This is a genomic window from Azonexus sp. IMCC34839 (genome assembly GCF_047047955.1).
GTDB lineage: Bacteria > Pseudomonadota > Gammaproteobacteria > Burkholderiales > Rhodocyclaceae > Azonexus.
Genome location: NZ_CP150631.1, coordinates 3099013 through 3111836, shown reverse-complemented (window position 1 = coordinate 3111836; position 12824 = coordinate 3099013). Strand labels below are relative to the sequence as shown.

11 protein-coding genes are annotated in these 12824 nt (G+C 60.8%); 5 read left to right on the top strand and 6 right to left on the bottom strand.

The window, feature by feature from the left end; genetic code table 11:
• Window positions 1-41: 41 nt before the first annotated feature.
• Complete coding sequence (locus tag WIF35_RS15215) at window positions 42-2003, bottom strand: monovalent cation:proton antiporter-2 (CPA2) family protein (RefSeq protein WP_412479074.1); 1962 nt, start codon at window positions 2001-2003, stop codon at window positions 42-44.
• A gap of 53 nt (window positions 2004-2056) precedes the next feature.
• Here WIF35_RS15215 and WIF35_RS15210 point away from each other — a divergent pair, with 53 nt between their 5' ends.
• From WIF35_RS15210 to WIF35_RS15190, 5 genes are all read left to right on the top strand, one after another.
• A complete protein-coding gene (locus WIF35_RS15210) occupies window positions 2057-3055 on the top strand; it encodes a KpsF/GutQ family sugar-phosphate isomerase (RefSeq protein WP_412479073.1) in 999 nt (332 codons plus the stop codon).
• Window positions 3055-3636: an LPS export ABC transporter periplasmic protein LptC gene (gene lptC / locus WIF35_RS15205; protein WP_412479072.1), complete on the top strand. Its 582-nt coding sequence runs from the start codon at window positions 3055-3057 to the stop codon at window positions 3634-3636. The genes WIF35_RS15210 and lptC overlap by 1 nt, the downstream gene beginning before the upstream one ends.
• A complete protein-coding gene (gene lptA, locus WIF35_RS15200; RefSeq protein ID WP_412479071.1) occupies window positions 3633-4235 on the top strand; it encodes a lipopolysaccharide transport periplasmic protein LptA in 603 nt (200 codons plus the stop codon). The genes lptC and lptA overlap by 4 nt, the downstream gene beginning before the upstream one ends.
• Window positions 4236-4460: 225 nt before the next feature.
• A complete protein-coding gene (locus WIF35_RS15195) occupies window positions 4461-5015 on the top strand; it encodes a phasin family protein (RefSeq protein ID WP_412479070.1) in 555 nt (184 codons plus the stop codon).
• A gap of 75 nt (window positions 5016-5090) precedes the next feature.
• On the top strand, window positions 5091-5654 hold the full coding sequence (locus WIF35_RS15190; RefSeq protein ID WP_412479069.1) for a phasin family protein: 564 nt from the start codon (window positions 5091-5093) through the stop codon (window positions 5652-5654).
• Between the two features lie 67 nt (window positions 5655-5721).
• On the opposite strand, the gene WIF35_RS15185 is transcribed toward WIF35_RS15190, so the two are convergent.
• Genes WIF35_RS15185 through hrpA form a run of 5 tightly spaced genes read right to left on the bottom strand, consistent with a single transcriptional unit; the run spans window position 5722 to window position 12748 of the window.
• Entirely contained in the window at window positions 5722-6207 is a 486-nt protein-coding gene (locus tag WIF35_RS15185; protein ID WP_412479068.1) for a YbaK/EbsC family protein, read from the bottom strand.
• Window positions 6204-6968 carry a competence/damage-inducible protein A gene (locus tag WIF35_RS15180; protein ID WP_412479067.1) on the bottom strand — a complete coding sequence of 255 codons (765 nt, stop codon included), beginning with the start codon at window positions 6966-6968 and terminating at the stop codon, window positions 6204-6206. Before WIF35_RS15180 ends, WIF35_RS15185 begins: the two co-directional genes overlap by 4 nt.
• Window positions 6965-7699 carry an EI24 domain-containing protein gene (locus WIF35_RS15175; protein WP_412479066.1) on the bottom strand — a complete coding sequence of 245 codons (735 nt, stop codon included), beginning with the start codon at window positions 7697-7699 and terminating at the stop codon, window positions 6965-6967. Before WIF35_RS15175 ends, WIF35_RS15180 begins: the two co-directional genes overlap by 4 nt.
• A complete protein-coding gene (locus WIF35_RS15170; RefSeq protein WP_412479065.1) occupies window positions 7696-8793 on the bottom strand; it encodes an XAC2610-related protein in 1098 nt (365 codons plus the stop codon). The genes WIF35_RS15175 and WIF35_RS15170 overlap by 4 nt, the downstream gene beginning before the upstream one ends.
• Entirely contained in the window at window positions 8786-12748 is a 3963-nt protein-coding gene (hrpA, locus tag WIF35_RS15165; RefSeq protein WP_412479064.1) for an ATP-dependent RNA helicase HrpA, read from the bottom strand. The genes WIF35_RS15170 and hrpA overlap by 8 nt, the downstream gene beginning before the upstream one ends.
• Window positions 12749-12824 lie beyond the last annotated feature (76 nt).

Genomic DNA, 12824 nt, shown 5'->3' with positions numbered 1-12824 from the left:
TAACCAATCAGAGCAAATAAAGCCCGCCTCGGCGGGCTTTCTTATTTCTGCAGCAAGCGCTGCTCGGCCGCCATCACCGCTTCCGGCTCGCCCAAGACAACGACGACGTCACCTTCCTGAAGACGGGTTTCCGGCTCTGGCTCAAGTGCCCGAATGCCGCGACGACGGATGGCACTGACTTCGCAGTTCAGGGCGTCAAGATTGAGTTCATCGAGCGTTTGGCCAATACCAGCTGAACCGGCAGCCAAGAGAACCGAATGAAGTCTTGGCAAATGATGCTCGTCATCCTCGTCGCGCTCGCGGTCGGTTTGGCCGCGATAGAAGCCGCGCAGCAGGCTATAACGTTTGGCCCGGGTCTGACGAACTCGCTTCAACACCCGATTGATTGGGACGCCGAGCAGCACCAAGGCATGCGAGGCCAGCATCAGACTGGCCTCCAGCGCTTCCGGCACCACCTCGGCCGCACCGGCTTTGTTCAGACGCTCCATGTCCCGCTCGTCGAAGGTTCGCACCACGACGGGCAGGTCCGGGCGCAACTCGTGGACATGGTGCAACACCTTCTCTGCCAGCGCAGTATCCGAAATCGTGATGATCAACACGGAGGCACGCATCAGGCCGGCCGCGATCAACGCCTCCTTGCGCCCGGCATCGCCAAAGACCACGCTCTCACCACCGGCCGCCGCTTCACGCACCCGATCGGGATCGAGGTCGAGCGCGATGTAATTGACGCCCTCCTGCCCAAGAAAACGCGCGAGATATTGCCCGCTACGGCCAAACCCGCAAAGGATCGCATGCTTCTCCGTCCCCATCGATTGGGCGGCAATCTGCGTCAGCTGCATCGAGCGCATCAACCATTCGCTGGCGACGAATCGGACGACGATACGCTCGCTGTAATGAACGATGAAGGGAGCGATCAGCATCGACAGAACAAGAACCGTCAAAGCGACCTGCTGAATTTCCCTCGGTACGCGAACAATTTCTCCCAGGAGCACGAACCCGAACTCGCCCCCAGTGCACAACCAGAGCGCAGAGCGAATCGCATTACCCGGCGTGGCACCGAGGCGCCAGGACAACAGCCCCACCACCAGCGCCTTGATGGCTAGCAGCCCCAGCAAGGCAAGAAGCACTTGCCACCACAATCCGAGCAGAATATGCAGATCAAGCTTAACACCGATGGTGACGAAGAACAGGCCCATCAGCACATCGCGGAAGGGTTTGATGTCCTCCTCCACCTGAAGCCGATATTCCGTTTCCGAGATCAGCATCCCGGCGACAAACGCTCCCAGGGCCAGCGACAAGCCAGCCAATTCGGTCAAAGTCGCCAAGCTCAGCGTGATCAGCAAAACGTTGAGCACGAACACTTCGGAAGACTTGGCTCTAGCCACGAAATGGAACCACTTGCGCATCAGGCGCTGGCCAAAAACCAGGATCACCGCCAATACGACGACCGCTTTCAGGAGTGCGACGCCTAACAGCATGGCCAGTTTTTCTGGCGGCTGGGTCAGCGAGGGGATCACGACCAGCAAGGGGACCACCGCGAGATCCTGAAATAGCAGAACACCGAGAATTTCCCGCCCATGAGCCGAATCGAGTTGTAGGCGCTCGGCCAGCAGCTTTGTCAGCACCGCAGTGGAGGACATGGCGAAGACGCCCCCCAGAGCAATGCCCAATTGCCAGCTGACCCCGAACGACATCACCAGACCGGCAACCAGCGCCATCGTGATGACAACCTGCAGCAAGCCCAGACCGAACACGATGCGTTTCATCGCATACAGCTTGGGCAGCGAGAACTCCAAGCCGATGGAGAACATCAGGAAAACGACGCCGAACTCCGCCAGATATTCGGCACGATGCACGTCATGCATCAGGTTGAGCGCATGCGGCCCGATAATGCTGCCCACCAGCAGATAGCCAAGTACCGGTGGCAGGTTGAAGCGACGGAAGACGACCACGGCAAGAACCGAAGCGCCTAGCAAAAGCAGGACGAGAGAGAGTGCGCTCAAGGGCCGTTACATGAAGTCAGGTATACTTCGCCCATCATAACCGCAGCCTGCCCATGAACCCAAGCCCAAACACCGTCGGCTTCTCGCCGGAACGCGCTCTGGAACTGGGTCGCCAGACCCTGGACATCGAAGCCGCCGCCGTCAGCGCGTTGAAAGAGCGTATTGACGGGGATTTCGCTCGCGCCGTCGCGCTGATCCTGAACAGCCATGGCCGCCTGATCGTCAGCGGCATGGGGAAATCCGGTCATGTTGCCCGCAAGATCGCAGCGACCATGGCCAGCACCGGCACCCCGGCTTATTTCGTTCATCCGGCCGAAGCCAGCCACGGCGACCTCGGCATGATCACTCGCGATGACGTGCTGCTGGCCCTCTCCAACTCCGGTGAATCGGAAGAATTGTTGCGCATCGTCCCGGCCATCAAACGCCAGGGAGCCCGCCTGATTTCCATGACCGGCGCTCCGACCTCCACCTTGGCCCGTGAAGCGGATGTGCATCTGGATGCCGGCGTCGCTCAGGAGGCTTGCCCGCACAACCTTGCCCCCACTGCCAGTACTACCGCCGCGCTCGCCCTTGGCGATGCCCTGGCCGTTGCCCTCCTCGACGCCCGCGGCTTCGGCCCGGAAGACTTCGCCCGTTCGCATCCGGGCGGTTCGCTCGGACGCCGCCTGCTGACCCATGTGCGCGATGTCATGCGGCAAGGCGATCAGGTACCCTCGGTCACCCCGGGCACCTGCATTACCGACGCCATCGTCGCCATGTCGCGGGGCGGTCTTGGCCTGGTGGCCGTCGTTGACGAGCAAGGGCAGGCCGTCGGCATCTTTACGGATGGCGACCTGCGTCGAGCCTTCGAGAAGCGCATCGACTTGCGACAGGGTACCATCGCCAGCGTCATGCACCCGCGGCCGCATACTATCGACCCGAATCGCCTGGCCGTCGAAGCCGTCGAAATGATGGAACGCCTGCGTATCAACGCCCTTCTGGTGGCTGATGGTGAGGCTCGATTGATCGGCGCGCTGAACATGCACGATCTATTCACGGCCAAGGTCATCTGATGAAACACTGGCCCAGCCAACTCTTCCCGGTCATCCTGCTCGGTCTGCTGGCGGCCCTGACCTTCTGGCTGCAAAAGTCGGTCAATCAGGATGAAGCCCGTCAAGATGGAAAACTTCGGCATGACCCCGACGCCATGGCCGAGAATTTCGTCGCGCGCCGTTTCGACCTGACCGGCCACGTAAAATATCGCCTGACCGGCCCGTCGATGGTGCACTTCCCGGACGATGACTCGTCGCTGCTCTCCTCGCCGACCCTGATCGCATACCGTCCCAATGCCCCGGAGATTACCCTGAAGGCCAATAACGCCAAGGTGACCTCCAAAGGCGAAACCATCTATCTCTGGGATAATGTGACTGCCACTCGCGCAGCCACTGGCGACCGTCCGGAGATGGTCGCCCGCATGCCCGATCTGACAGCGCAACCGGAAGAAGGCTTCGCGTTCACCAGTAGCCCGGTTGAAGTGACCCAGGGCAACTCCTGGGTGACCGGTGTTGGCGCCTATCTCGACCAGAACACTTCGACCCTGATCCTGCAATCGCAGGTACGCGGTCAATATATCCGCCCGAAAGCACAGCCATGATCCATCGCCTCGCTCCGCTCGCGCTTGTCCTGCTCACCAGCATGCCCGCCTTGGCCGAACGTGCCGACCGCGACAAACCGATGCTGCTCGAAGCCAATCGCGTGACGATCGACGATGCCAAGAAGATCCAGATTCTCGAAGGCGACGTTGTCGTCACCAAGGGCACCATGATGCTCAAGGCGGATCGCATCGTCATTACCGAAGACCAATACGGTTTCCAGAAAGGCGTTGCCTTTGCCGGCAAGGGCGGGCTTGCCCGCTTTCGCCAGAAGCGCGAAGGCAAGGACGAGTACATGGAAGGCGAAGCCGAGCGTATCGAGTACAACAGCAACAGCGAAATCGCCGAACTCTTCCATCGCGCCTTCGTGAAAAGCGGAGACGACCAGGTCAAGGGCGACTACATCTGGTACGACGCGATCAACGAGAAGTATCTGGTGACCGCCGGCGAATCCCGGGACCCGAAAGCCGCCCCGCCACGTGTGCGCGCCGTCATCCAACCGCGCAACAAGGATAGCGAGCCGGAACAACCCAAGCGCCGTGGCGACCAACTGGAGTTGAAAGGGGCCAACGGCCTCACATTGCCAGCCGCACCGCAATAGTGCGGCACGTCGTGAGACAGGGCTGAACGCCCTCCCTCGCGACATCGCAACACACTGTTTTGAAAGGCGTAAAATATTTTTGTGCACCGCACAAAAATATTGTTGACAATGCCACAATCACTCCTATAATTAAACGCATGGTGCAGTGCAACATTATCTCGGAATGAATGAGCGCTGCTAAGTAACTCACCGTTTCGCATGACAGTTTTATTTAGGAGATGACCCATGTTCACCACCCCCGAGCAATTCGCTGCCGCCAACAAGGCCACCGTTGATTCCCTGCTGTCCCTGGCCAACACCGCCCTGGCTTCCGCCGAGCGCATCGCTGCCCTGAACCTGAACACCGCCCGTTCCGTGATGGAAGATTCCGTTTCCGGCGCCAAGGCCCTGATGGGTGCCAAGGACGTTCAGGAAGCCCTGTCGATTCAGGCTTCGCTGGCTCAGCCGAACGTCGAAAAGGCCGTTGCCTACTCCCGTTCCGTTTATGAAATCTCCGCCCAGACCCAGGAAGAACTCTCCAAGATGGTCGAGGCCCAATTCGGCGACTTCCAGAAGACCGTTGCCGGTCTGCTCGACAAGGCTGCCAAGTCCGCTCCGGCTGGTTCCGACGTTGCCGTCGCCGCCGTCAAGAGCGCCATCGCCGCTGCCAACTCCGCTTTCGACAACATGAACAAGGCTGCCAAGCAAGTTGCCGAGATTGCCGAAGCCAACGTCGCTGCCGCCACCAACGCCACCGTCAAGGCTGTTGGCGCCACCGCCGCCGCTTCCAAGAAGAAGTAATCGGTTGTACCTGATGCCCCCGCCCCGTGCGGGGGTTTTGTTTTGATTCACACCGCACACAGACTGGAGACGATGATGAGCAATCCGAATATGGAACAACTGGCTGCCGCACAGAAAGCCAACGCCGAAGTCATGATGGCCCTGCTGCGCACCGCCTTTAACGGCGTCGAGCGCCTGACCGCCCTGAACATGGCTGCTTCCCGCGAATTTTTCAACAGCACCGTGGCCAACGCCCAGCAGTTGATGTCCGCCAAGGACGCCAACGCCATCGCCAAGCTGAACAGCGAACTGACCAAGCCGAACGTCGACAAGCTGATGGAATACTCCCGCAGCGTCTACGATCTGGTTGCCGAAATGCAGAAGGAAGTCACCTCGGTGATGGAGTCGCAATACAGCAGCTTCACCAAGAGCGCCACTTCTGCCGTCGAGAAGGCCAAGTCGGCCGCACCGGTCGGTGGCGACGTGTTCGCTGCCACCATGCAGTCGATGCTGAACGCTTCCAACCAGGCTTTCGACCAGATGACCTCGATGGCCAAGCAACTCTCCGACATCGCTGAAGCCAACCTTCAGGCTGCCGGCAAGGTCGCCGCCCCGGCCAAGAGCGCTACGGCTGCCGCCGCCAAGAAGGCCAGCAAGTAATCCGGGCCTAACCCCAAATAAAAAACCCGCGACCGGTTCGCGGGTTTGTTATTGCTCTCTGAACGGCTCAGTCGAGGCGCACGTCACTCCAGGCGCCACGGGTCAGCCCCTGCAATTGATCAGGTGTCAGGGGGAAAACCGAGAACGGCGTTCCGGCCGCCGCCCAAATGCGGGCAAAGCGGTGCAAATCCTGATCGAGGACCAAGGTCACCGGATTGGCATGCCCTAGCGGTGCAACGCCGCCGATGACATAGCCGGTCGACTCGCGGACGAAATCGGCATCGGCCCGTCCCAATTTGACGCCCAAGAGGGCTGCCACCTTCGCCTCATCGACCCGATTGGCGCCACTGGCCACGACCACGACGGCGCCGCCGGCCGTCTTGTTGCGAAAAACGACCGACTTGGCGATTTCCGCCACCGAACACCCCACCGCCTCCGCCGCCTCGGCGCTGGTTCGGGTCGGCTGCTCGAATTCCACTACCTGGGCGGCTAGGCCGGCCTCGGCAAGCAAGGCTTGGGTGCGCAAGGCGGTTGGATGCTGCGCCGGTTTCATTGCCGCCACACCCACGTGATACCGCGCTTCTCGACCTCGACGCGAATCTCTTCCATCGCCTTGTCCACCAGCGCCGGTGCGCCTTCGACACCCAGCTCCAGATGCTTGCGCTCCTTGCCAACCAGCGAGGGCAGCGAGAACAGGCGCAGAGTCGGATAGTCGGCGACGATACGCTCCATCAGGTCGAGCAGCGCGCTTTCGTAAGCTGTCGGGCCGGTGAGCAGGAATGCTTTTTCCACGGTTTCGGCCACCGGTTTGAATTCGGCCTTGTAGAAGGTATCAAGCGCCCATTCGATCATCGGATGGGCCATCTGAGGAAAGCCCGGCACGAAGTAGTGATCGTTGGCCATAAAGCCGGGAATACGGTTGAACGGATTAGGCACAATTTGCACACCGGCCGGGAAGGTCACCAGTTGCTTGCGCTGCTCGGTGATCTCTTCGTCGGCGAAACGCACTTTCAATTCCTCGAAGCCTTCTGGGTGCAGTTCCAGCGCGACACCAAGCGCGGCAGCCACTGCCTGCCGCGTGTGGTCATCCGGCGTGTTGCCGATACCGCCACAGGAAAACACTACATCGCCCGCCGCCATGGTGCGTTTGAAGGTTTCAGTCAGGTGCTGGCGGTCATCGCCGAGGTATTCGACCCACGACAGACGCAGGCCGCGTGCACCGAGCATTTCGGCGATCTTGGCGAAGTGCTTGTCCTGGCGTTTGCCGGAGAGAATTTCGTCGCCGATGATGATGGCGCCAAAGGTACGGCTCATACACGTTCTCCTTCGAGTGTGACCAAGGCGCCGCCGCGCGAGCGGCGCAGGGCTTCCAGCCCGTAATGGACGAATGATAGCGCCGCGAGCGCCGGCACCAACAGACCGATCAGCGGCAGATGGGCGAGCAGGGCCATGGTCAGGCCGAGCATGAACAGCGGCGTCTTGTGCTCGCGGCGAAAGGCCTGCCACTCGGCCGCCGTGGCATGCATTGACAGCGCGTCGTAGGCGAAGGTGCGGCGGTTCAGCCAGCCCATCAGCAGCAACGGAATCAGCAGCGAAAAGCCGGGAATCAGCCAGAGCGGAATGGTCAGCAGCCAGCCGAGCACGAACAAAATTGCCGCAAAACCGCTGTTCACCGCAGCAGCGACAAAACTGTCCTTGCCCATCGGCGCCACATCGCGATATTCGCCCACGGAGAGAAGCTTGAGCATCAGCGGCATGATGACGATGGCCGCAAGCAAGGAGGCGACCAGGTAGGACAGCGCAAAGATCGCCATCCAGCCGCCGAGATAGGCCAGGATATGCGCCAACCAGACCAGCCCCCAGGCAACGAGCAGAGTCATCGGCGGATAGTCCATCATCTGCTGCACCAGCCAGCCGAGCGCACCGACGGCGAGACCAATGGCGAACAGTAGCGAGACGAGGGCAGGCGTCAGCACGTAGAGCCAAACCTTGCCGCAGCGCAGGCTGGCAAAGGTGCGCACCAAGGCGAGCATCACTTCATTCATTGCTGGCTTCCTTTTGCGGGTAGCAACAACGGATCGTCTTCCAACAGATTTTCAGGGTACGTCGATAATTTGGCGAAGTTGTCGAAGGCCCCCTTTCTTCCACGGGGATCCCCCTCGAAAAACACCGTGCGCTTGCCAATTGTCACCGCTACGCCCAAACGTTGAGGTTCATCATAAATGGTGTAGAGATATGGGCCGTTACGAAAACTGATCGCTGTCCCAGCTTTATTCCAGAACATAGGTGATGCCTTGCGCAAGCGCTTACCTTGACGATGCCCGAGCACATCGAGCACATAACTGAACTCCACACTGCCGCTATCACGCACTAACGCGTAATCGAGCGTAGCCGCATCGGCCATGAAGACCTCCACCCACTTCCCTCCTTGTTTGAGCGGAAAACGGAGGATGGACGGCTCGCTCTCAACGTTATCCTCCAACTGGAAATCGGTGGTCGTCTTGCCGTTTTCCCAAAGCACGAATCGGTGATAGCGGAACATCGTTCCGAGCGGACCATCTTCCGTAGATTTGATCAACACCGGGCGATTCCACACCACCTTGTAGGTATTGAACTGGTGCCAGCAACAGCCGCTTTTGGTCATTGTCGACAAGGTCCTATCGGCTGCATCAACCGAGAACATGCCGCAGAAATTCTGGGCCAACTCGGTAAAGGCGGCACTTTTCGTAAAACCTTGATCGGTAGCGAGGAATATCTGAAAAGACGGGAGGTGGTAACACGAATTCTGGCCATCCATAATCGCCAGATCTTTGCGGCCATCAAAATTGAAATCGTCAAAAATCAGTACGCTCTGCTCACCATACGGCAGTTGCTGAACATTCGGGCTCACCGTGCCTCCGCGCACATCAAAAGCCAGTTCATCCGACTCGACATGAATCAGCCGCTTGCCGCTTTTTGTCGCGAACACAGACACCGCGCCAGGTCGAAAAACATCCTTGGTATCCTCAACCGTCACGGTTGCATGGTAATCCTCGGAAAACGCGCTGATCGGATAAGTCTTGCGGGCCGCCCACGCCGAAGTGCCCAAAATCGCCCAAGCCAGCACTGCCAGCCCCAACATCCAGCGCACTTTAGCCATGCTTAATGCCCTCCCATTGCTTTTCCAGGCGCTTGACCGAGACCGGCACCGGCGTACGCAGTTCCTGCGCGTAGAGGCCGACACGCAATTCCTCAAGTAACCAGCGGAATTGCTCGATCTGCGGATCGACCGTTCCCATCTTGGCGAGTTGCAACGCCCGCCGTTCGTAGTTGGTCCACAGCTTGGCGTAGTCGGCCATGGCTTGCGCATCGCGCGTCGGGTTGGCTTTGAGCTTATCCAGACGCACGACAATCGCCTTCAGATAACGCGGGTAATGCTGCAGGCGCTCGAAGGGCGTATCGACCACGAAATTCTTGCCGAGCAGACGCTTCAGTTGCGCTTCGATATCGGCCACCGCCGCCGCGTGCGCCTTGAGCGCCGGCAGCTTCTTGGTCACCGCCTGCCATTCGGTCAGCACGGTGCCGACCATGCGGCAGACTTCCTGCATGATCAGCCCCAGCCGCGCCTTGGCTTCAGCGCATCGTGCCTTGAAGGCTTCCGGCGTGGTCGGCAGCGGTTCGGTCAGGCAGGCGCGTTCGAAGGTCAGATCGACGATCTGACGCTTCAGCTCCTCGGTCGTCCCCAGGGCCATGTATTGCATGCCCATTTGCGTGATGCCCGGCACGTTCTTGTCGAAGTACTTCACCTGCTCCTTGAACTGCAGCATGAACAGGCGGGCCAGACCCTTGCGGTGCACCTCGGCAGCCTCTTCGGCCGAATCGAACACCTTCAGGCTCACCGTTTCGCCGTCGTCGTTCAGTGCCGGGTAGCCGATCACGGTCTGCTTGCCGACCGGCACTTCCATCAGCTCGGGCAATTCGCCGAAGGTCCAGTCGGTCAGCTTCGTATATTCGGAGGGCGTTTCGTGCAGCTCGGCGAACTCCTCCTTCGCCTCCTTGCCCCATTCCGCACGCAGCGCGACGAGGCTGCGGTTCATGTCGAGCTGGCGGCCGTGTTCATCGATCAGCTTGTAGTTCATCGAGAAGTGCGGCGGCAGCGCATCGGGGCGGAAGGCATCGGGCGTCACCGCCCAACCGCGGGCGTTGAGGCCACGCGCTTCGAGGATGAAATCGATCAGCGGATTGATCACGCCCTGATTCATCTTCTTGTCGTTACCCGCCGTGGCGGCGAGAAATTCTTCGACGAACTCCGGTACCGGCACCAGCTTGGCGCGGATTTTCTGCGGTAGCGTCTTGATCAGCTGCACCAGCTTTTCCTTCATCAGCCCCGGCACCAGCCATTCCATGCGCGCCGCCGGAATCTGGTTGAGCTGCGCCAGCGGCAAGGTCAGCGTCACGCCATCGCGCGGCGAACCAGGCTCGAAGTGATAAGTGAGTGCATACTCCACGCCACCCACCTTGAGATGATGCGGGAAGGCCTCGGTCGTCACCCCGGCCGCCGAGTGGCGCATCAGGTCATCCTTGGCCAGGAAGAGCAGCTTGGGATTCTCCTGCTCGGCCGTCTTGCGCCAGTGGTCGAAAGTCGCGCCGTTGTGGATGCCTTCCGGGATCAGATGGTCGTAGAAGGCGTAGATCAGTTCGTCATCGACCAGCACATCCTGTCGGCGCTGCTTGTGTTCGATCTTCTCGATGTCGCGAATCTGCCGCTGGTTGTGCTGGAAGAAGGGCCAGCGCTTGGCGAAGCTCTCGTCGATTTCCTCGGCGACCAGGCCCTGGCGGATGAAAATCTCGCGCGCATCGGCCGGAGCCAATGGGCCGTAATGGATGCGCCGCTTGGGATTGATCACCACGCCGTAGAGCGTCGTGCGCTCCCAGCCGGCCACCTGCATCGCCTTCTTTTCCCAGTGGGGATCGAAGTACTGGCGCTTGATCAGGTGAGCGCCCACTTTCTCGATCCAGTCCGATTCAATGCGGGCCACGCAGCGCCCAAACAGGCGGGTCGTCTCGGTGATCTCGGCCGCCATGATCCACTTGCCCGCCTTCTTCTGCAGCGGTGAGGACGGATGAATCAGGTAGCGGATGCCGCGCGCGCCGAGATAATAGCCGGACTCGTCCGACTTGCAGCCGATGTTGCCGAGCAGACCGGAGAGCAGCGCCATGTGGATGGCGTCGTAGGTGCCGGGAATTTCGTTTTCCTTCCAGCCCAACTCGGTGACCATCGCGTGCAACTGGCCGTGCACTTCGCGCCACTCGCGCAAGCGCAGGTAGGAGAGGAAGTGGGCGTGGCAGGTATCGACCAGCGATTTGTTCGATTTCTTGCCGTCCACCGCAGCTTTGAACCAGGCCCACAGCTTCACCCAGCTCAGGAACTCGGATTTCTCGTCAGCGAACTGCTTGTGCTTCTCGTCGGCTGCCTGTTGACGCTCCTGCGGCCGTTCGCGCGGGTCCTGCGTGGACAGACCGGCAGCGATGATCAGCACTTCCTTCAGGCAACCGAGATCGCGCGCCGCAACCAGCATGCGGCCGATGCGCGGATCGAGCGGCAGCTTGGCCAACGCTTCGCCGACCTTGGTCAGGCGGCTGCCTCGACCGTCCTCCTCGTCCAGTGCCCCCAGCTCCTGCAACAGCGCGTAGCCATCACTGATCGCTTTGCTCGGCGGCGGCTCGATGAACGGAAAGCTCTCGACATCGGTCAGGCGCAACGACTTCATGCGCAGGATGACGCCGGCCAGGGAGGAACGTAGGATTTCCGGATCGGTAAAGGGCGGACGGGCGTTGAAATCCGCCTCGTCGTACAGCCGCACGCAGACACCGGACGCCACCCGGCCGCAACGACCGGCCCGCTGCCGCGCCGCCGCCTGCGAAATCTTCTCGACCTGCAACTGCTCGACCTTGTTGCGGTAGGAGTAACGCTTGACCCGCGCCAGTCCGGTGTCGATCACATAGCGGATGCCCGGGACGGTGAGCGAAGTTTCCGCCACATTGGTGGCCAGCACGATGCGGCGCTGGCCGCCCGAAGGCTTGAAGATGCGGTCCTGCTCGCCGGCCGACAGGCGCGAAAAGAGCGGCAGGATTTCCGGCGCGTGCGCCGAACTCATCCCCGGCCGTGCCAGCGCGTGCTTGCGCAAGGCTTCGGCCGCCTCGCGAATCTCCCGCTCGCCGGGCAGGAAGACGAGGATGTCGCCCGGCCCCAGGCGCGCCAGCTCGTCGGCGGCATCGACGATGGCGTCGTACAGATCGCGCTCGTCGTCCTGCTTTTCCAGATCGTCGACCGGCCGGTAGCGCACCTCGACCGGATACAGCCGGCCCGAGACTTCAATCACCGGCGCCGGCTTGCCGTCGCGTCCGAAATGATTGGCGAAGCGTTCGGCATCGATGGTCGCCGAGGTGATGATCAGCTTCAGGTCAGGGCGCTTGGGCAGCAACTGCTTGAGGTAGCCGAGCAGGAAATCGATGTTCAGGCTGCGCTCGTGCGCCTCGTCGATGATGATCGCCTCGTAGGCGTTCAGGTAAGGGTCGGACTGCGACTCGGCGAGCAGGATGCCGTCGGTCATCAGCTTCACCCACGAATCTGCGGAGGACTTGTCGTGAAAGCGGATTTTCACGCCAACACCCGCGCCGACCTGCGTCTTCAATTCCTGCGCCAGACGCGTCGCCACCGAGCGCGCCGCCAGACGGCGCGGCTGCGTATGACCGATCAGCCCGCGTGCGCCGATACCGAGGTCGAGGCAAATCTTCGGCAACTGCGTCGTCTTGCCCGAGCCGGTTTCGCCGCAAACGATCACCACTTGGTTATTGGCAATCAGTTCGGCGATGTCGGCCCGCTTTTCATTGACCGGCAGCTCCGGCTGGAATTCCGGCTTCGGCAACTTGCTGCGGCGTTCGCTTACGGCCGCTTGCGACTGGGCCAGCAAATTGCCCAGATCGGCCTGCAGTTTTTGCTTCTTTTCGCCGGTGCACCGCAGCAGTTCGCGTTGCAGGCCGCGCAGGCGCTTGAGGTCGGCGGTCAGTAAAACGTCGTCGCGCGACGTGGGCTTGCGAGTATTGGCGGACATGGGGGCGAATTATATTCGTCCCTCCACGCAAATACCGCGGTTGGCGGTACTGGCCCGGCTAGCCGGCACCTCTCCG